The sequence below is a fragment of the Pseudoalteromonas sp. NFXS39 genome (assembly GCF_040148775.1).
Taxonomy (GTDB): domain Bacteria; phylum Pseudomonadota; class Gammaproteobacteria; order Enterobacterales; family Alteromonadaceae; genus Pseudoalteromonas; species Pseudoalteromonas apostichopi.
The window spans coordinates 581,674-602,274 of the sequence record NZ_JAGDEC010000001.1 but is presented as its reverse complement, the minus strand read 5'-3'; the positions used below and the strand labels follow the sequence as shown (position 1 = coordinate 602,274).

The window sequence follows — 20,601 nt, the reverse complement described above, 5'->3', positions numbered from 1 at the left end:
ATTGAATGTTAGCGACATGTGTAATTTTAAATGCAAACGTTTGCATTTTATTTTTCGCTAAACTAGACTGAGTAAAAATAATCATAGGTTGAAGTGAATGAATCCTATAAGAATAACCATCGCGCTGGCATGCAGCTATTTTGTCTTTGCTTTAATGCTCAATAGTGTAGGCACTGTTATTTTACAAGCAATAAATAGCTTAGATGTAAGCAAAACACAGGCGTCTGTTCTTGAAGGATTTAAGGATTTAAGTATTGCTATTGTGTCATTTTTAGTGGCGTCATTTATTCCTCGCTTGGGCTATAAAATTGCCATGCTCGGTGCTTTATTACTGGTTGCAATTATGTGCTTAGTTGTACCGAGCATTGCTGAGTTTTGGGTATTAAAAGCACTATTTGCCGCAATTGGTTGCAGCTTTGCTGTGATGAAAATCTCTGTTTACTCTGTCATTGGTCAAGTGACTGATAATGCAAATAAGCACTCTGCTTTATTAAACACTATAGAAGGAGTGTTTATGCTAGGGGTGTTATCGGGCTATTGGATTTTTGCGTTATTTATAGATGCTGATAACCCGCAAAGTAGTCACTGGCTGAATGTATATTACTTGCTTGCAGTGATTGTTGCTGTAGCGTTTGTTTCAGTCATTGCGGCTCCAATAAAATCACCAGAACTAAAAACAAATCAGCAATCTCAGCTGCATGACTTTATTGATATGCTAAAGCTGGCCTATCAACCATTGGTGCTCATTTTCGTTGTAAGTGCATTTATGTATGTACTTATAGAGCAGGGAGTAGGCACTTGGTTACCTACTTTTAATAATCAAGTTTTAAAATTACCCGTAGATGTAAGTATTCAACTTGCTAGCTTGTTTGCTGCGGCACTGGCGCTGGGCCGTTTAGTGGCAGGGCAAGTACTTAGGTTTATTAGTTGGTTTAGTTTATTAATGGGCTGTTTGGTCGCTATGGGTGTACTTGTAGTGTTGGTGCTGCCTTTAACTCATGATGTTGATGGTAGCCAAGTGAAAAGTGTTTTTGATGTGCCTTTTGCTGCATATATGTTGCCGTTGATTGGCTTTTTTATGGCACCGATTTACCCATTACTTAATTCTGTGATGCTTAGTTCTTTAGCGAAATACAAGCACGCCGCTATGACTGGCTTAATCGTCGTTTTCTCTGCATTAGGTGGCACAACGGGCTCAATTATTACGGGCTTTGTATTTGATAAGTTCAGTGGTCAACACGCGTTTTATCTGACATTAGTGCCAATAGCCTTGCTATTAATTACTGTTTCAGTATTTAAAAGAATCACCTTACAGCCACAGTATTTAGAAGCATCAAACGTAAAATAAGGGATTATCATGAATTTCGTTAATAGCCAACTATTTAAAGACGTACAGTTAGCAGAAGTGTTTGCTGATTCAAAAATGTTTGCCGATGCAGTGCCAAAATTGTCTTGGCAAAGTGCGTGCGAGTTATATCAACTTGTTGGGCCTTTAAAAGGCGATGAACTACGAGAATTTGTGATGTCGAATTTTATATTTGCTGATCAATCTATTCCTAGTGCCACATTAGATTCCACATCAGTTAAGCAATATATTCTTGATTTATGGCCACACCTACATAGAAATGCCGATACTGATTTAGCAAGCTCACTTATGCCACTGCAATTTGATTACATTGTACCAGGTGGCCGTTTTCAGGAAATTTATTACTGGGACAGTTACTTTACCGCACTTGGTTTAGAAGATATTGAAGACTTAGCAACTATTGAAGCAATGGTAAATAACTTTATTGACCTGCAAAAGCGTAATGGCTGTATTCCGAATGGTAACCGTGTTTATTATAGCTCACGCTCACAGCCTCCTGTTTTAGCGTTGATGTTAGCGATGCTGTGGGATGCTAAATATAAATTTGAGGCTGATTTAACTTGGCTGGCAAACGCTGTAAAAGCACTTGAAGCAGAGTATCAGTTTTGGATGACTGGCTGTAACGACCTTAGCATTGAAACGCCTGCCATTAGGCGTGTTGTTAAAATGCCTAATAAGGCTATTTTAAACCGCTACTGGGATAGTGCGGCAACACCTCGTCCAGAGTCATTAAAAGAAGATTTACATGACGCTGAAGGGCTAACAACTGAGCAGCAGCAAAGCTATTTCCAGCATATTCGAGCTGCATGCGAGTCTGGCTGGGATTTTAGTAGCCGTTGGCTACGCGATCATAGTGACCTAAAAAGTATTGAAACAACCAATCTCATACCGATTGATTTAAATAGCTTATTGTATAATGCAGAACACACTTTAGCTCGCTTCTACCGTTTACTTGGTGCAGAGCAACAGAGTCAGTCCTTTGCTGAGCTGGCTACACTTCGCCTAGATACTATCAATACCTATTGTTGGAATTCTGAGGCAGGTGTTTACCGTGATTACAACATTCGACTCAATCAGCAAAGCAGCGTTGATTCAATGGCAATGGCCGTTCCTTTGTTTGTTGGTGCTGCATCTGTACAACAAGCCCAGCAAGTAAAACAAAAGCTGATGAGTGAGTTTTTAAAACCAGGTGGTTTAGTTACAACATTATGTAGTACTCCACAACAATGGGATAGCCCTAATGGCTGGGCGCCGCTGCAATGGTTTGCTGTAAAAGGTTTAACTGATTATGGTTTTGTCAGCGAAGCACAAGCGATTATGAAAAATTGGTTGAGCATGATTGAAATGCGTTTTGCAGAGGATAAATGCCTGCTTGAAAAGTACAATGTGTGTGAATTAGTCAGCCGTGCAGGTGGTGGTGAGTACACAGTGCAACAGGGGTTTGGTTGGACAAATGGCGTAACATCACGTTTTTATAAACTACTTGATGACAACCTTTGAGCTGTTTGTTCAGATCACGATTTAAAATTTATAGTAAGTGTGTCTGAAGGCATACTTACTATTAGATAAAATTTTTGATTTATTTCGTTCATTGAGACTGTTTTGTATATTTATTCATAAAGTACAATGGAATACATAGTATTAATAGTCCCAGCCATTGCCATAATGGAGCAAAAACAAACACCAACGCTGATTGTGCGTCATGAGAAAAATAAATTGAACCTAAGGTCACAATACCAAATAAGACACAAATGATAGTGACAATAAATGAGGCAATCTGTGTCATTCTTGTTTTACTGTGTTCAACCATCCACGCCATTAACAGGTAAGGTGAAATCCCCCATAGAACGAAGCCAATTGGAAGGCTTTGTGAACTGTCAAAATTATCAATGGTTATGAGTACAGTAATAATTATGGCTAAAACAGTGAGGGAATAAGCGCATTTGGAGAAAGTAATCCATTTCATAAATAAACTTAATTGACTGAATGCTATAGGTATTTACCTCTGATGGAGAATTAAGCAGAAAGTTCAATACATGGTCTTTTATTGTTTTGCTTTATTGACCTGCTAGCTCAAACAGAGCGGCAATGATTAAGTTTTCGAGATTTTTACTCGCAGCTACCCCTATGCATCCTTACCACGAGTATTAACCACACACTTAGGAATATATTTACATGCAAAGCGTTGCCGTTTTTGAATTACATGAACGTCTTCAAGTAATACGCTGCAACGAGGGGATGTTGTAAAAGAGTTTTGGGTATAACCCACAGCTACATCATTGTCTTTAGTGAATGTTGAAGCGCTGATTATAAGAGTAGGTGTGTAAATAAATTTCATATAAACCTATTCATAAGTCGTCAAGGCATTTGCATTTTATAGCAGTCTTTATGTGAAGTTTTTTTATTAGGTAATGCTGAGCGCTTTTATTAGTGTAATAGACTTTAACTATTAAATTCACGTGTACTTTAATTTGTATTACAAAATGAAGTTCTCATTAAAACTGTGTATAATTTGCGCCCTTTAAATTATCTATTCACTTGTTGTATTGATGTGGGGTCGTTAGTGAAAGTATTGTTTAAACAGCATGGTGTAATATTTATTCTTCTAAGTATGCTAACAGGGTTAATGGGGGCATTCGTTAACCCTTTGATGAGCTTATTTATAGTTGAAGGGCTGCAAACACCGCCCATTTATTTGGGGGTTTATATGGTGTCGGTAACCATTACGGGTTTAGTTATCAGTCAGTGGCTGGGTGGCATGGCTGATAAAGGCACAAGTGCACGTAAGTTATTTATGGTGGCTGTAGCAGGCATGACGTGCGCGTTAGTGACCTTTGCAAATGCCACTGCATTTTGGCAAGTGCTACTCGCAGGTGTGTTATTTCTAGCGATGGGAAATGCGGCAATCCCGCAAATGATGACGGTTGCACGACAATGGGCTGGACGTCAACAGAATATAGACATTACCAGCTTTAATTCGCGTTTACGTGCTGCTATCTCATTTGCTTGGGTGGGAGGCCCTCCGCTGGGCTATATGTTAGCTGCAGGGGGGAAGTTTAGTCACTCGTTTTACTTCGCTGCATTTTGCGCTTTGATTGCGCTAATCTTTGCATTTAAGTTTATTCCTGACTACAGCGCTAAAAAATCGCAAAACGGCTCAGAGCCTGCAGCCGCAGCGAGTTTATCATTTTGGTTGTTAGGCTTATCGATAATGCTTGGTTCAACGGGTAATATTATGTATTCATCGGCACTGCCACTTTATAGCATTACTGAACTTGGGTTTGCTGAACATACCCCAGGACTGTTTATGGGGGTCGTGGCACTGTTAGAAATTCCTATCATGCTGTATGGAGCAAAACTAGCTAAAAAATACAGTAAAGTCTCGATGCTTGCGGTGGCATTTTGTTGTGCCATTGTATTTTATTTAGGAGTTTTTTTTGCCACTCAAGTGTGGCATTTAATCGCGCTGCAAGTATTGAACGGCCTGTTTTACGGTATTTTTGCAGGCATTGGCTTAACCGTATTACAAGATCAGCTTCCTGAGCGAATAGGGTTTACCTCAGCGTTTTACACGAACGCCATTAAACTTGGTGTTATGTGCGGGGCAGGGGCAACAGGCGTTATTGCACAGTTTTATAGTTTTAGATTCGCCACTCTTGGCTCTATGCTAGCTGCAAGTTTAGCCCTTGGATGCTTAATGTTGTTTAGCTATGTGAAGCGCCAAGAACAACAAAGTGCTGTAATGCCGGTGCTGCAAGAAGGTTTAGTTGAGTAACTTGCTTAAATAGATCAAAAAACCGAGCATCTGAGCTCGGTTTTATTATTTTTGTAATTAGCCGTTAGCGATTTGATCAAGTATATGCATGACACGCTCACTTGCTGCTTCCATTTTATTAATGTGATTAATAGCTGCGTCTTTATTGCCTGTTTGTAGCATCACTAACGCTTCAACACCATTACGGTGCACTTCACGGTGTGGCTCTTCTAATTGACGATAAGCATTGAGCTGTTTAAAGCCATTTGATTGTTCAGAGTTATACCATTTACCTAGTCTACACATGGTATGATCTGAAAAGTCATCAATCGACTTGTTACTTGTACCATTGGCAACCGCATATACTTCACCTTTCCATACAATATGGTCTAGTTTTACAGTTTGCACAAATGAGCGAGTAGCGGCATTAATAATAGTTTCTTTCATTGAATTGCAGTGATTCATGATCGAACTATAGTCGTTGTTCAAGGTATCAAAGCTTGTTGAAAGCTGGGTGTTATTTTGCTGAATATCTTCAACCGAGGTGACAGTTTCACCCGTTTTGTTAATGATTTCTTTTACTAAATCAGACACTTCTTGTGCTGATTTATTCGTGTTGGTAGCAAGCGTACGTACTTCATCAGCAACAACACTAAAGCCACGACCAGCCTCACCAGCACGAGCTGCTTCAATGGCGGCGTTAAGCGCGAGTAAGTTGGTTTGATCTGAAATTTTTGAAATGGTTGATACAAAGGTATTGATGCTATCAGCCATATCAGACAAGCCAGTAATGTTGCTGGTCATGCTCCCCATTTTGCCTGCCATACTAGCCATTTCACTGACGATATGCTGCAGCGCATTATTTGAGTCATTTAATAGTTGACTGATCTGTAAAGTGACTTGGCTTTCTTCTTCAATAACAAGGTATGAGTCGAGAACAGTTTGGCGTACGCCCTCAATTTGCGTGATACATTCAATCGAACTATTCAATAAATTAGCAAGGAACAGTTGATCTGCATCATCAGCATGATGATGTAATTGAGCTTCTAAGCGCTCGTTTTCATCACGCAGAACGTGATTGTCGGCTTTGAGTGCCTCAACTTCAGCTAATAGCGCGTTGTATTGATCTTGGAGTAAAGAGTGGCTTTTGCGTGAGACAAACATGCATGTTCCTAATTCAAATGGTTAAACCAATTCGCAATAATACTTAATCATTTTAAGGGATTAATACTTGTGGCGCACGTTGATTATAGAACAAAGTGATAATTTATTATCTGTTTTTTTACTAGAAAGGGAGTAATTACGACTATTTGCTCAATTGAGGCTGGAAAGTTGGTTATTAAAGCTGAAAAAGCCCAGTAAAAACTGGGCTAAAACAAGGGAGTTTAGTGATTAATAAAAAGAATATTTTAAAGTAAGTGACGTTGTACGGCCGTTAATAGTACGGGCACGGATAATGTCGTTATCTGGTACTGAGCCTTCTTCTGCTTCTGTGATACCTATGGTGTCAAACAGGTTGTTCACATTAAGCGATAGGCTTAAGTTTTCAGACAAGTTGTAACTTACAAAGCCATTTACTTGTGTGTAGCCATCGAACTGAAGATCATTACTATCTTGTGCGTAAGCATCTGTTGTACCAATAAAGCTCAGACCCGCTGCACCTTTGTCAAAGTTGTAAGTGGCCATTAGTGAGTAGATAAGGTCAGCTTGACGACGTGGTGTATTACCTACTAACTCCGGCGATAACGCATCTTTAGCGATTTCTGCATCTGTCCATGTAAAGTTACCACGGAAATCCCAATCGCCTACGTAGTAAGTTGATTCAACCTCAATACCTTTGGCTTCATATTCGCGGTCAAAGAATTTTTGCGATGTGGCTTCGAAGTTTTGTTCTTCAGTTTCTGCATAGAATGCTGTTGCAAATACTGATAGTGAATCAAAACGTTTTTTCACACCGAATTCGTATTGATTTACTTCATCAATCGCATCGGCTTCAGCAACTGAACCATCCGCTTCTACTTTACCGAATAGTAAGCGATCTGCATTTGCACGGCCGCCTTTACTAATACGAGCAAATGTCGCAAAGCTTGGATCAATTTGGTAATTAGCACCAATTGAGTATGAGCTGTAGTGCCAGTCATAGTTAACAATGCTTGGGTTTGCGTTATCTATACCAACTACACTTTGCTCCGGAATTGAGATTGTACCGTCGCTATTCATATCAACAGTTGATGTTACGGCGCCTGCGTAGTTACCACGCGCTTCACCTGAATCGTAACGAGCACTTGCATCAATGCTTAAGTCACCAAATTTAGTTGCTAAGTTAATGTAAGGTGCACGTGTTTCGTACTCTGTATCATAGTTGCGTTGACAGCAGTTACCCCAATAAGGAGTGCCATAGGCATATAAGCCATTATCAGAATAGCTATCACCATTAGCAGCGTACACATCGAGTAATGCTGCGTTATCGCCTTTTAGCTCCATAACATATGAGTTCCAAAGCCATGACATATCAATTGATTGGCTTGATGCAAAGTAACCAAAGGTCATGCTTGTGTCATCAGAAAACGATTTAGTTAACTTAAGGTCGTTAACTATTGAACCCATGTCGTTTAGTGTTACATCAAATGTGTGGATGCGCATTGCTAAATCGTCATCGCCATAAGCTTGGCCTGCTGAGCCACCATTTGCGTAAACAAGTGATGCGCCATCACCAGCAATGCTAGAGGCAATTGAGCTTGCACTTGCTACTTCAGCTGGAATAAGAGAAATAAAATTACCGCTTACAGATGATGTTCTAAAACGGTTTTCGATGCGCCAGTCGTTATCTAAATCAAAAGCAGCTTCAAAGCCAACAGATGTAACAACCGGATTCATACCATCAGTCATGTCACCAGTGCTAATTTGATTATCACCATTTAAACGCAGTGTTTGTGTGAAAAGTGCTGAATGTGGCGTATCTGATTGTGCATCAAAACCAGGGATTGAATCGCCATTTGAGTACATAGGCATAGGTAGGTAACCTACACTTTTATCATCAAGGTGCTTAAAGTAAACACGCACATAGCCGGCATCAAATTCTTTAGTAAGGTTCGCCTTAATCTGGCCCCCTTTATTTGATGTATATCCAGTTTCACGCGGGCCTTCGCCTTGGCGAACAAAACCACCTATGTGATAACGCACACTGTCGTTAAGATAAGTACCATACTCAAAGTCTGTGCGAATTGAGTCATAATCAAGGCCTACAGTGGTTGATACACTGCCAGACTCGTTCTCACCGGTTTTAGAAATAAAGTTGATGATACCGCCTGGTGCATCACTTGCCGCTGTAGATGCTGAGCCACCACGGATTGATTCAACACTTTGTACTGTTGAATCTAAGCGCATGAAGATATCTGCGTTACCAAAAGCAATATCGCCAAACTGCATCACAGGTAAGCCGTCTTCTTGTAGTTGTAAGAATTTGGCACCACCCGATGCAACTGGTAAGCCACGTACTGCGATGTTGGCGTTACCTTCACCGCCAGTTGATTCTGAACGTACACCCGGGATTGTTCTGAATGCTTCTGCGGTAGAGCGTGGTGTTGATACTTCAATTTCAGCTAATGTAACACTGCTAACTGAAGAACTTGATGCCATAATTGTCGTACGGCGCGGTACACCTGTTACAACAATCGTTTCAAGGCCGCTTTTTTTAGCCTCTGGTTGTGCTTGCTCTTCAGCGTGTAAGTTTTGACTTACTGCTAATGCAAGCGCGCTTAATGTATAAAGGGCATGTTTGTGTGTTGTCATAATGTGCCTCGTCTCAATCCCAGATGGTTTGTTGTCTAAATTGTTATCTTAATCGATTAAGTAAAGATAACAATAATTTTACATAATGCAAGTTTTTTAGCGAAAAATTTGCACAATTTATGTTCGATAATTGATTTTTAAGAGTTTTATTTAGTGGCTTAGCGCGCTGTGCTGCGCTAATGCTTGCTCAGCAGGGTCACGTAAATAGTTATATAGCATGGCTAAAAACAATAAACATGCGAAACCTGTTGCGAGATAAAAGCCGTAACGAATGTGACCAAAGTAGTCACTGATCACACCCATTAATAACGGCCCCGCTGCAGCCGAAAGGGCGGTAAAAAACAAAATAACCCCAGCGACCGCACCGTGTTGCTGAACCGCAAAGCAAGAAATACCTTTCGAGTTTAAAGTTGGGTAGATCATCGACATAAACAGCCCCGATAATGGTAATAAGAATACCGCCCAATCAACGCCACCAAAAATTAAGCCTAAATAACAAAGAGCAATGCCTAAGCTTAGATACAGCATTGCCGCTTGCCAACTTAAATGATTTAACAGCCATACCGCTAAGAAACGCCCTGCAGCACGTAAAATGAAAAATAGGGTTAGCGCATATGTTGCCAGTAATTGCCATGGGCCGTTGTAATCACTAAGTAAAGTGGGCATCCATACATATATAGCCACTTCGGTCGCAACATAAAGAGCAATTGCTAAGGAAAAGCCAAGTGCATAGGGGTTTTTCATCATACTCATTGTGGTTGCAAGTGATGCTGGTTTAGCATGCTTTTCAAGCTTTTTAGGTTTAGGGTATTCTGCACGCCAAGCGATTAAGGTCAAAATTAAGCATAAGACCCCAGCGATGACATAAAGATAAGTCCAGCTTACCTGTTGGGTGATTAAAAAGCTGACAAGTGCAGGGCCTACAATGGCTCCAACACCAAAGAAGCCTTCGACCAAGTTCATTGTTTTTGTATGCTCTAAATTGTTTTCAGAGATGTCACCTAGTAACGCCAATGCGCCGGTTTTGAACAAGCCAATAGCAAGGCCAATGCAGCTAAGTAGCACTACAAATATACTAAAACTGCTGCTAACGGCAAATAAGAAACAACTTATTGTAAATAAGCCTAGTCCCAGCATTATGGTTTGCTTGCGACCAAAACTATCAGCCAAAAAACCTAAAAATAGGCCGCTAAAGGCAATTAATGCCATTGGTGCATAATGAAAGGCACTGGCCTGAGTCATGCTTAAGTTAAATTCATTGATAAGCTCTGGAATGATCATACCAACCGCATCAGATGTCATAGCAAACATAAAAAACATCATGTATGTCAGCCATCTAATGGTTTGCAAAGGATCGTGTGTTCTATTCATTGTTGTATCCCCACCGAAAGGTCTGCACCTTTACTATATATATTAGTGTATAAAAATTGTAAAAACTGCTTGAATAATTTGCTGTCGTGGTTAAAGATATATCTTAATCGATTAAGTTTCAACTTGGTATTAACAATTATGATCAACAATAAAGTGCAATTAATCACCTACGCAGACCGAATTACAGGTCAAGGTATTGATGAATTAAGTAATTTATTAAATGGCCCACTTAACAATGTGTTTGCAGGTGTACATTTGTTGCCATTTTATAACCCGATTGATGGCAGTGATGCTGGCTTTGATCCCATTGATCATAGCGAAGTAGACTCGCGTCTTGGTAGCTGGGACGATATTAAAGTGCTTGGTGCCAACTATGATTTAATGGCTGACTTAATTGTTAACCATGTTTCAGCACAGTCTTTTCAATTTAAAGATGTATTAGCTAAAGGCAAGAAATCTGAGTTTTGGGATTTATTTCTAACCAAAGATGATGTATTCCCAAATGGTATGTCTGAGGCTGAACAACAAGCGATTTATCGTCCGCGTCCTGGTAGCTGCTTTACGCCAATTGCATGCGGCGATGGCCAAACCTATGATTTTTGGACTACATTTACCGATAATCAAATTGATATTAATGTGAAATCAACGGCGGGCATCGAGTACTTAAATACTGTACTTGGCAAATTTGCTGATAATAATGTTAACATTATTCGTTTAGATGCTGCTGGTTACGCTATCAAAGAAGCAGGCACAAACTGCTTTATGCTTGACCAAACATTTGAATATTTAAATAAGCTTTCTGCGCAAGCTAATGAAGCAGGTATGGAAACCATTGCTGAGATTCATAGCCACTTCCAAACTCAGGTTGAAGTCGCAAAGCGTGTAAATATGGTATATGACTTTGCCTTACCACCACTTATTTTACACAGTTTGTTTAGCAATGATGCGCAAGCTCTACTGAACTGGCTAACAATTTCGCCGCGTAACTGTTTAACGGTTCTCGATACCCATGATGGCATTGGTATCATTGATGCGGGCCCTATGGGTGATAAACCGGGCTTATTAAACGCCGCGCAAATTGATAACTTGGTAGAAACCATTCATGAAAAAAGTGAAGGGCAAAGTCGCCTTGCAACTGGTGCAGCTGCAAGTAACGTTGATTTATACCAAGTAAACTGTACATATTACAATGCATTGGGCGCAGATGACTTTGATTACCTACTAGCGCGTGCGATTCAATTCTTTGCACCAGGTATTCCACAAGTTTATTATGGCGGCCTGTTCGCTTGTGAAAATGATATGGAATTACTGGCTCGCACAAATGTAGGTCGTGATATTAATCGCCCATATTTAAATGCACAAGACATTGATGCAGCGCTTGCTAAACCTGTCGTTAAAGGCTTGATTAAACTCATTCAATTGCGTAATGAGCACTCAGCTTTTAATGGTGAATTTATTGCTAAAGGTGAAGGCAGTGTATGTCGTTTAAGCTGGCATGATGATAGCAGCTCAATCGAGTTAAAGGTCGACTTTGCAAGCCGTGAAGTGATGATTCTTGATCAGCGAGATGGCGGGCAAAGCATGACTAATTTAGCTGACTTATTAGCTTAACTGCTTTGACCCAATTGCAGCTGATAGTCGATTTCGGCTGTTTGCTGCTCTTTAGATATAAACAAGGTCGCAGCAATGCGGCCTTTTTCTTCGCTATTTTGATGGACAGTTGTGAGTTTTGGCACAAATCGCTGTCCTTCATCTATACCATCAAAGCCGACAATTCTGACATCCTCAGGAATTGATAACCCCATTTTTAATGCTTCGCGCATTGCGGCAAGGGCGATTAAATCACTCATACACAACAATACATTTGGTCGTGGGGTGCTGCTAAGTGCTTCTTTAGCAGCAATGCTAGCGAAGCGTTCGCTACTTTCTGGAATATTCCATGTTCTATCATCACCAAGGGTGACGCCAGCATCGCTGATTGCTTGGTGATAACCGCGCAGTCGTTGATGAGCGATAGACTGACCAGCCTCAAATTCATGATGTTCGTAAACTCGGCATAAAACGTCGTTATCGAGTAAGCGCAGGCCTAAAATAGCAACCCGATCATCATTATTTTGTAGTGCGTGTTTGGCAATATCAAAGCTGGCTTGTTGGTTGTTTACGTTTACAGAGGCATCGCGACCGATGTTAAAATCGACTGTTACCACATGTTTTGGTACTTGTTTCAATTGTTCAACAAGTTGCTTATTACGTGGGCGACCGTAGCAAATAAAACCATCAACAAAATCAACCACGCTATTTAGGTTATCGTTGTTACCTGAAAATAATAAAAGATTGATGCCGTTTTTTTCGAGTACTGCTGACACACCACGCATAAAGCTACTTGCAACCGGATCTGATACCATATATTCAACACTGTCTGGTAGCACTAGGGCAACAATATTAAAGGTGCCACGACGTAATGATTGCGCCGCTTTATTGGGACCAAAATAGCCTAGCTTTTTACATGCAGCTAAGATCTCTTCACGGCGCGCCTTAGATAATTGATCCGGGCGGTTAAACGCATTTGATACGGTAGCATTTGAAACACCTAACTCTTTGGCGATACTTTTCAGCGTCCAACTTTTTAGCTTTGTCATTATAGCTTCTTAATCGATTTACTTAATTGTAAATTACCATATAAAGAGTCGAAAAAAAGTGTTTTTAGTCATAAAAATTAACGTACCATAAAAGAATGAGTAAGAGAGCAAAAAAAGGCGAGTAGCGAGTGATTTCTAAGTTACCAAAGTGGGTTGAGATTGGGGCATTTATTTTGGCGTTGGTAGCCGGTTGCGTGAATGCAGTTGGGTTACTTAGTTTTGAACATCAAGCTGTATCACATTTATCAGGAACTGCAACTTTGCTTGGCGCAGATCTAATGCATGGCAATAGCCTTGATGCTTTACATTTATTAGGCGTATTACTGTCATTTTTAGTAGGTTCTGGTATTGCAGGGTTTTTACTGCATAGCTCTGCACTTAAATTAGGTCGTCACTACGACACCGCATTATTAATCGAAGCAGGGCTTTTATTAGGCGCACTTTGGCTATTGTTTAATGGCTCTGGTTATGGGCACTTTTTGGCCTCTGCGGCATGTGGATTACAAAACGCATTGGCAACGACCTACAGTGGTGCAATCGTTCGTACCACTCATGTGACAGGGATCTTTACTGATTTAGGTATTATGTTTGGTCGTTTTTTCCGAGGTGAGGAGCTTGATAAGCGTAAGGCTAAGCTATTTGGCCTAATCATCTTCGGCTTTATTTTAGGTGGCTTATCAGGTGCATGGTTATTTGCAAAATTTAGCTTTTCGGCGCTTTATGTACCAAGTATTATATGTATTTTATTGGCATTGACCTATCGGGTTTATACTCGTTGCAATCCTAGGTTTAATGGTTAGCGATACTCTTTGGGGTTGCGCCAAAGGCTTGTTTAAACACACGACTAAAATGGCTCGGGTTATTAAAACCTAATTGATAACAAACCTGACTAATAGCCTCACCTTTTTCGAGCAGTTTGTATGCTTTTTGTAAGCGTAATTGCTGCTGCCAAAGAGCTGGGGTGACACCAAATGCTAGCTTAAATTGCTGATAAAACTTACTGCGGCTCATACACGATATCTTACATAACACATCAATATCAATATTCTCTGCGAGATGCTGTTCTATATAGCTAATTACATGGCTCATTGGAGTTGCAAGTTTACCTTTCTTACAGCTTGCGATCATTAAATCTCGGCTTTGTTGCTGTAATAGGCGGGTTATTAACTCATTGAGTGATAGATCAATTAAGTAATCACGGTGTTGTTCATTTTCGCTAAACAGAGTAATCATCCGTTCAAGCAGTTGTTGGGTTTGCAGGTTATGCTGTGTATGGACTAGCTTCGTTTGATATTGGAAAAAGTCATCTTGTGTAATTTGCTGATTAAAATTAAGTATATCGACTACTTGGCTTATTTTGTCTGTACTAATTTCAATCGCTAAACAGGTTGTTGGTTGGTTGAGCGAAGCATTTGGAAAATCGATTAATACACCTTGCTCTGGGGCCAGTACAAATGACTGGTTTGGCAAGAACTCTTCATGATAATCACTGTCAGCAACATGCATGATTTTTTTGCCACTGATCATGCCGCAAAATAATAATTCAGTGGAATGCAGCGCTACTTTTTGCGCATCTAAATATGTGTCGTAAATACTTAATTCAGCATGCTCTCCAGCAAAACTTACTTTATTTTCAATAAGCACATCAATACGTTGCCGTTTCTTATCTAAACTTCTGCTGCTAACTGATGTGTTCATTGTTGCCTCGCTGTCGCCCTAAATTCTGGACAAATAGTCAAAAAGTCTGGACTAGGAATCAAGTGTACTTCTATTAACTAAGCTAACTTCAAAAGCTAGCGGTTCATTAAACAATAACCTACCGCGTAATTTAGTCAATGCTAAATAAAATACAACAATTTGAAGAGAGAACACATTATGATTTATGCAAACCCAGGTAGTGAAGGCGCAAAAGTTAATTTTAAAGCGCAATACGAGAATTATATTGGTGGCCAATGGGTTGCCCCTGTAAAAGGAGAATACTTTGAAAACATCAGCCCTGTGAACGGTAAAGTGTTTTGTAAAGTACCTCGTTCATCAAAAGAAGATATCGAGCTGGCACTTGATAAAGCCCATGATGCAAAAGCAGCGTGGGGAACAACTTCAGTCACAGAGCGCAGTAATATCTTATTAAAAATAGCCGATCGCATTGAACAAAATCTAGAGATGCTCGCGGTTGCAGAAACCTGGGATAATGGTAAAGCAATTCGTGAAACTCTGGCGGCAGACGTGCCATTAGCGGCCGATCACTTTCGCTATTTCGCAGGCTGTGTTCGCGCACAAGAAGGCTCTATTGGTGAGATTGACGAAACCACCGTTGCGTATCATTTCCATGAGCCACTGGGTGTAGTAGGGCAAATTATTCCTTGGAATTTCCCATTGCTAATGGCTGCATGGAAGCTTGCTCCAGCTCTTGCTGCGGGCAACTGTGTTGTTTTAAAACCGGCTGAACAAACACCTGCATCAATTTTAGTGCTGCTTGAAGTCATCGGTGATTTGTTACCAGCAGGTGTTCTAAATATTGTGAACGGTTATGGTAAAGAAGCTGGCGAAGCCCTCGCAACCAGTACTCGAATTGCTAAAATTGCCTTTACAGGTTCAACGCCGGTAGGTTCACATATTTTAAAATGTGCTGCTGATAATATTATTCCATCAACGGTCGAACTAGGTGGTAAATCGCCAAATATCTTTTTTAATGATGTAATGGAAAAAGACGATGAGTTTTTGAGTAAAGCTATAGAAGGGGCTGTACTTGCATACTTTAATCAAGGCGAAGTTTGTACCTGTCCATCGCGTTTATTTATTCAAGAAGACATTTACGAGCAGTTTATTGAGCGTGTTCTTGCCCGCACTTTACAAATTAAACGTGGTAACCCACTTGATACAGAAACCATGGTCGGCGCACAAGCATCGCAAGCTCAGTTTGATAAGATCCTAAGTTACATCGAAATTGGTAAACAAGAAGGGGCTGAAGTACTCGCTGGCGGTGAAGTAGAGCGGCTGTCAGATGAGTTTAACGGTGGCTACTACATTCAACCAACACTGTTAAAAGGCACCAACGACATGCGTGTGTTCCAAGAAGAAATCTTTGGCCCCGTTATTTCAATGTCGACCTTTACAGATGAAGAGGAAGCATTAGCGCTTGCCAATAGCTCAGAGTTTGGCTTAGGGGCTGGTGTATGGAGCAGAAATATGAATCGTGCTTATCACTTTGGCCGTAAGATTGAAGCGGGCCGCGTTTGGACAAACTGCTATCACATGTATCCAGCGCACGCTGCGTTCGGCGGATATAAAAAATCAGGCATTGGCCGCGAAACACATAAACTCGCCCTTGATCATTACCAGCAAACTAAAAACCTATTAGTAAGTTACAGTGAAAATCCACTGGGCTTCTTTTAAAAGCAATTTCTTATTGTTGTCGAAACTACCCAAACGCCACGTCTAGTGGCGTTTTTATTTTGCGTAAATGTATTCCCAAATCTTCTTTTCTGTTATTAATAAATCCTTGTTGAGTAAGGAATTTCAAACATGATTAGAAATACAACGGTTGATGATAGTAAAGCCATTGCTGCAATTTACAATCACTATGTTCTCAATAGTACGGTTACATTTGAAGTTGATGCTATCACAGACGTTGAAATAGCAAAGCGGATACAGGCTAATCTTGCCTCTGGCTTACCTTGGTTGGTTGCCGAAATTAATGGCAAGGTTATTGGATATTGTTATGCAACACCTTGGAAAGCACGTAAAGCTTACCAACACTCAGTGGAAATTTCGATTTATTTAGATGCTGGTAGTCATGCAAAAGGGGTTGGTACACAGCTCTACGCTGCACTGTTTGCTCAGCTAAAAGCGCAAAATGTACATGCTGTTATGGCAGGGATTGCATTACCTAATGTAGCAAGTATCGCCTTGCATGAAAAATATAATATGCAAAAGGTCGCGCATTTCCAGCAAGTTGGAAAAAAGTTCGCTCAGTGGGTTGATGTAGCTTATTGGCAAGTTATTTTATAACGGGCATAAAAAAGCCTGGCGAACACACTAGCCAGGCCTTTGACAACAATTTGGTTGAGTCACCGCAAGTGCCATGACTCGGAATAAAAAAGCTTAGAGAACACACAAACTAAGCTTTTGACAACAATTTGGTTGAGTCACCGCATGTGCCATGACTCGGAATAAAAAAGCTTAGAGAACACACAAACTAAGCTTTTGACAACAATTTGGTTGAGTCACCGCAAGTGCCATGACTCGGAATAAAAAAGCTTAGAGAACACACAAACTAAACTTTTGACAACAATTTGGTTGAGTCACCGCATGTGCCATGACTCGGAATAAAAAAGCTTAGAGAACACACAAGCTAAGCTTTTGACAACAATTTGGTTGAGTCACCGCAAGTGCCATGACTCGATATATGAAAAAGCCCAGAGAACACACAAGCTAGACTTTTTGTGACAACAATTCCGTTATAAAGCTAAGTTTTTCTTAGCGCGGTTTAGGTTGTGATTGACTAAATCATTACCCGATATTTTTACCGCTTCATAAAAATCTGACAGTGCAGCTGTGTCGTTTTTCGACATGATGCGTGCGATACCTCGATTACTTAAAGCGAAAGAAGTTAGCTCTCGGCGTTTATATCCGCGTACTTCGCTTGTATTAAGAAGCTTGATAGCTTCAGTACAAAGTGATTCTGCATCGCTGAAGTTTTTAGACTTCACACTTGCTGCGCAACGATTGAATGCAAGTTCGTATTGGCTGTTTGAGTCAGTCGCTTGAGCTGTGCTATTTAACACTGCATCATATTGGCCTTGCATAATTGCTTGCGATGAATCTGAGTCGCTAATTACCATTAGTTTGTAGTCACTTTGATCAGCGATTGCAAAAGCTGAACATGTCAATAAAGAGCTAAGAGCAAGTCGTTTTAAAAGTGGTTTAAACATGATTGGTTTCCTCGTTAATCGCAGCATCGTTTGCTGATGAGTTAACTTTAGAGTAATCCATCTAAATCGACAAACGATTAAAATAAACCTGATAGATGAATTTTTTTAATCTATTCATATGTGAAGTACTTTTCATTGCCACAACAATGTCTTAGTGATTAAATAGGGTGTTTTTTGAACATAATGACTATTTAAAATGGATTTTTATGAAACGCTTGGCGCTTTACTCATCACTTATCTTTACAGCTCTTAACTTTAGCTCACTTAGTGTGGACATATGTCGCGCCAATGAGGCTAATACAGTAACTAACTCTGAAATTAATTGGTCTGAGCTTGCTATAAAAGATGTTGAAGCGGCTTATCAGTTATCGGTTATAAACCACCCTGGGATGCATGATGTGCGTAACCCTGGGTTTGTAAAACAGCTCGAAAAAGCAAAGCAAGAAGGCTTAAAGCTGGCTGTAAAAGCGCATAGTTCACAAGGTTTTTCTGCAGCTATTGCACGTTTTAGAACCATACTACAAGATGGTCATGCGGGAGCGGTTGATACCTTACCAAGTGAACTAAAGCCACAAAGAAGTTGGCCGGGCTTTTCAACTGTTTGGCGCGGTGATGCGTTGAAAGTGTATTACAGCGAACTAGATACAGTTGCCAAAGGCGATAAGCTCGTGAGCTGTGATAATAAAGCAATTGATACTTTGCTAGTTGAGCGTGTTTTTCGCTATTACGGAGAAGTAGAACAACCCGGTAGTTGGTGGAACCATGGTTGGCGACTAACGATTGATGATGGAAATCCATTTTTGTCGCCTCTTGAGCGCTGCACTTTCGAAAAAGCCGACGGCTCTGCTTACAGCTTAAAGTTAAACTGGCGTATTAGGCCTGATACTGTCAGTGAAAATCTTAAAAATGCTTACAACGGCGATAAATTACCAATTGAGCTTAATTGGCCTTTAGAGGATATTGCTTGGATCAGCATGCCAACTTTTGCACCCAATGAGCAGCAGCACGCGGATTATCAAGCGATGCTGAGCGCTATTGAACAGCAACATGATAAGTTAATGCAAGCTAAAGCTGTGGTGCTTGATCTTCGTCATAATCAAGGTGGCTCATCGATGTGGAGTGAGCAAATAGCCTCAGCACTTTGGGGCAGTGAACAGTTTAAATATGGCCGCTATGAGTTACACAAAAATACCCAAGTGTGGTGGCGAACTTCTAAAGGTAATACTGACTACTTAGGTGATGTAGTCGCAAGCTATGATAAGGCTAGCCCGTGGTATCAATGGCTAAAGACGACCCACGAAAGTATGCAGGCGGCTTATGAAAAGGGTGAACATTATTATGTCGAGATACCTGCAGCAGAGCGACAAGCAATGCCAAAAAATGCCAGCAAATTTACTACACCGGTTTATGTGATTGTGCCAGGGCAATGTGCTAGCGCCTGTTTAGATGCACTGGATAGTTTTAAGCTGTTTGCAAACACACAATTAGTAGGCGCACCAAGTAGTACAGACTCTACCTATATGGAAGTGAGGCTCGAAACCTTACCTTCAGGCTTTGCTAAAGTCATTCTGCCGATAAAGGTCTATGTAAATAGACCACGTGAAAAAGGCTTTTATTATCAACCTGATATTAAATTCAATGAGCTTGAATGGACAACACAAGCGCTTGTTAAAATGATAGCTGAGTTGTAATTAAACAAGTTCTCCTTGCTTTTTTATGTAATATGAATACGATCTGTATATGTTTTATATATAGGTCATATGATGGGTATTGTTAAAATTAGCGATGAGCTACACGAAGAAATCCGTAAAGCAAGTACAGCGATGGTGCGCTCAATTAACTCGCAATCTGAGTATTGGATTAAAATAGGCATGCTTGCTGAGCTTAATCCTACCATGACCTACAGCGATATTATTAAAGAGCAACTTCGCCAAGCTGATGTGAAGGCTAAGGATGTAAGTGATGAATAAGGTTGTGATTAAAGATGCAGATGAAATTGCTTTGATGCGAGAGTCTGGTCGATTACTTGCTGATGTATTTGCTTATCTTGACCCTTTAGTAAAAGAGGGCGTGACTACAATGGAAATAAACGATCTCGTTGAACGCTACATTGTTGAGCAGTTACAAGCAAGGCCATCAAGTAAAGGGCAGTACGACTACCCTTATGTATTAAATGCCTCTGTGAATGAGGTGGTATGTCATGGTTTTCCAAGCGACAAAGGCATTTTGAAAGCAGGCGATATTGTGAATATTGATATCACTCTCGAGAAAAATGGCTATTTAGCTGACTCTAGCAAAATGTACTTAATTGGTGATGTATCGCCTTTAGCAAAACGTTTGGTAGACACCACCCAGCAAGCCCTGTGGCACGCAATTAAAATGGTAAAACCAGGTGTGAGGCTGGGGGATATTGGTAATGCGATTGCAAATTTTGCTCATCAACATGGTTATAGTGTGGTTAAAGAGTACTGTGGTCATGGCATCGGCCAGCAAATGCACGAAGAGCCACAAGTATTACATTACGGCAAGAAAAATACGGGGCTTGTACTAAAAGAGGGGATGACCTTTACGATAGAGCCAATGATCAATCAAGGGGCAGCTAAGGTAAAAACTAAGCCAGATGGTTGGACTGTAGTTACAAAAGATAAAAAGCTTTCTGCGCAATGGGAGCATACTTTAGCGGTAACGGCTGAGGGAGTTGAAGTGTTGACCTTGCGTGAAGAAGAGCAACACTTTTTAAACTAA

Annotated in this window: 17 protein-coding genes; 10 read left to right on the top strand and 7 right to left on the bottom strand. The window is 40.5% G+C overall.

The window, feature by feature from the left end; translation table 11 throughout:
- The first annotated feature begins 97 nt into the window (after positions 1 to 97).
- Positions 98 to 1,348 (top strand): MFS transporter, encoded by a 1,251-nt coding sequence (locus tag J3455_RS02575; RefSeq protein ID WP_130052799.1) that lies wholly within the window; start codon positions 98 to 100, stop codon positions 1,346 to 1,348.
- Between the two features lie 9 nt (positions 1,349 to 1,357).
- The gene (locus J3455_RS02570; RefSeq protein WP_250662272.1) at positions 1,358 to 2,866 is read left to right on the top strand and encodes a trehalase family glycosidase; all 1,509 of its coding nucleotides are present in this window, start codon (positions 1,358 to 1,360) and stop codon (positions 2,864 to 2,866) included.
- Positions 2,867 to 3,491: 625 nt separating this feature from the next.
- On the opposite strand, the gene J3455_RS02565 is transcribed toward J3455_RS02570, so the two are convergent.
- The gene (locus J3455_RS02565; RefSeq protein ID WP_167657467.1) at positions 3,492 to 3,704 is read right to left on the bottom strand and encodes a catalase; all 213 of its coding nucleotides are present in this window, start codon (positions 3,702 to 3,704) and stop codon (positions 3,492 to 3,494) included.
- A 225-nt stretch (positions 3,705 to 3,929) separates the two neighbouring features.
- On the opposite strand from J3455_RS02565, the gene J3455_RS02560 reads away from it, so the two are divergent.
- Positions 3,930 to 5,141 (top strand): sugar efflux transporter, encoded by a 1,212-nt coding sequence (locus tag J3455_RS02560; protein WP_294090139.1) that lies wholly within the window; start codon positions 3,930 to 3,932, stop codon positions 5,139 to 5,141.
- Positions 5,142 to 5,198: 57 nt separating this feature from the next.
- On the opposite strand, the gene J3455_RS02555 is transcribed toward J3455_RS02560, so the two are convergent.
- The 3 genes from J3455_RS02555 to J3455_RS02545 form a co-directional block, all read right to left on the bottom strand.
- The gene (locus J3455_RS02555) at positions 5,199 to 6,284 is read right to left on the bottom strand and encodes a methyl-accepting chemotaxis protein (protein WP_130052796.1); all 1,086 of its coding nucleotides are present in this window, start codon (positions 6,282 to 6,284) and stop codon (positions 5,199 to 5,201) included.
- 228 nt (positions 6,285 to 6,512) lie between these two features.
- A complete protein-coding gene (locus J3455_RS02550) occupies positions 6,513 to 8,912 on the bottom strand; it encodes a TonB-dependent siderophore receptor (protein ID WP_130052795.1) in 2,400 nt (799 codons plus the stop codon).
- Positions 8,913 to 9,062: 150 nt separating this feature from the next.
- The gene (locus tag J3455_RS02545; protein ID WP_349560964.1) at positions 9,063 to 10,283 is read right to left on the bottom strand and encodes an MFS transporter; all 1,221 of its coding nucleotides are present in this window, start codon (positions 10,281 to 10,283) and stop codon (positions 9,063 to 9,065) included.
- A gap of 138 nt (positions 10,284 to 10,421) precedes the next feature.
- Between J3455_RS02545 and gtfA the strand changes: the two genes are divergently transcribed.
- Entirely contained in the window at positions 10,422 to 11,894 is a 1,473-nt protein-coding gene (gtfA, locus tag J3455_RS02540; RefSeq protein ID WP_349560963.1) for a sucrose phosphorylase, read from the top strand.
- Here gtfA and J3455_RS02535 read toward each other — a convergent pair.
- Positions 11,891 to 12,922 (bottom strand): LacI family DNA-binding transcriptional regulator, encoded by a 1,032-nt coding sequence (locus J3455_RS02535; RefSeq protein WP_250662269.1) that lies wholly within the window; start codon positions 12,920 to 12,922, stop codon positions 11,891 to 11,893. The genes gtfA and J3455_RS02535 overlap by 4 nt on opposite strands.
- Before the next feature lie 128 nt (positions 12,923 to 13,050).
- Between J3455_RS02535 and J3455_RS02530 the strand changes: the two genes are divergently transcribed.
- Positions 13,051 to 13,722, top strand: coding sequence for a YoaK family protein (locus tag J3455_RS02530; protein ID WP_130052791.1), 672 nt, complete (start codon positions 13,051 to 13,053; stop codon positions 13,720 to 13,722).
- On the opposite strand, the gene J3455_RS02525 is transcribed toward J3455_RS02530, so the two are convergent.
- Entirely contained in the window at positions 13,712 to 14,620 is a 909-nt protein-coding gene (locus tag J3455_RS02525) for an AraC family transcriptional regulator (RefSeq protein WP_349560961.1), read from the bottom strand. The two genes, J3455_RS02530 and J3455_RS02525, sit on opposite strands and share 11 nt — an antisense overlap.
- Positions 14,621 to 14,797: 177 nt before the next feature.
- Here J3455_RS02525 and exaC point away from each other — a divergent pair, with 177 nt between their 5' ends.
- Positions 14,798 to 16,318, top strand: a complete 1,521-nt coding sequence (gene exaC / locus J3455_RS02520; protein WP_286260689.1) for an acetaldehyde dehydrogenase ExaC — start codon at positions 14,798 to 14,800, stop codon at positions 16,316 to 16,318.
- 129 nt (positions 16,319 to 16,447) lie between these two features.
- Complete coding sequence (locus J3455_RS02515) at positions 16,448 to 16,933, top strand: GNAT family N-acetyltransferase (RefSeq protein WP_130052788.1); 486 nt, start codon at positions 16,448 to 16,450, stop codon at positions 16,931 to 16,933.
- Between the two features lie 449 nt (positions 16,934 to 17,382).
- On the opposite strand, the gene J3455_RS02510 is transcribed toward J3455_RS02515, so the two are convergent.
- Positions 17,383 to 17,856, bottom strand: a complete 474-nt coding sequence (locus J3455_RS02510) for a tetratricopeptide repeat protein (RefSeq protein WP_130052787.1) — start codon at positions 17,854 to 17,856, stop codon at positions 17,383 to 17,385.
- A 206-nt stretch (positions 17,857 to 18,062) separates the two neighbouring features.
- Between J3455_RS02510 and J3455_RS02505 the strand changes: the two genes are divergently transcribed.
- From J3455_RS02505 to map, 3 genes are all read left to right on the top strand, one after another.
- Entirely contained in the window at positions 18,063 to 19,547 is a 1,485-nt protein-coding gene (locus tag J3455_RS02505; protein WP_349560959.1) for a S41 family peptidase, read from the top strand.
- Between the two features lie 72 nt (positions 19,548 to 19,619).
- The gene (locus J3455_RS02500) at positions 19,620 to 19,826 is read left to right on the top strand and encodes a ParD-like family protein (RefSeq protein WP_119853080.1); all 207 of its coding nucleotides are present in this window, start codon (positions 19,620 to 19,622) and stop codon (positions 19,824 to 19,826) included.
- Positions 19,819 to 20,601, top strand: coding sequence for a type I methionyl aminopeptidase (map, locus tag J3455_RS02495; RefSeq protein WP_349560957.1), 783 nt, complete (start codon positions 19,819 to 19,821; stop codon positions 20,599 to 20,601). Before J3455_RS02500 ends, map begins: the two co-directional genes overlap by 8 nt.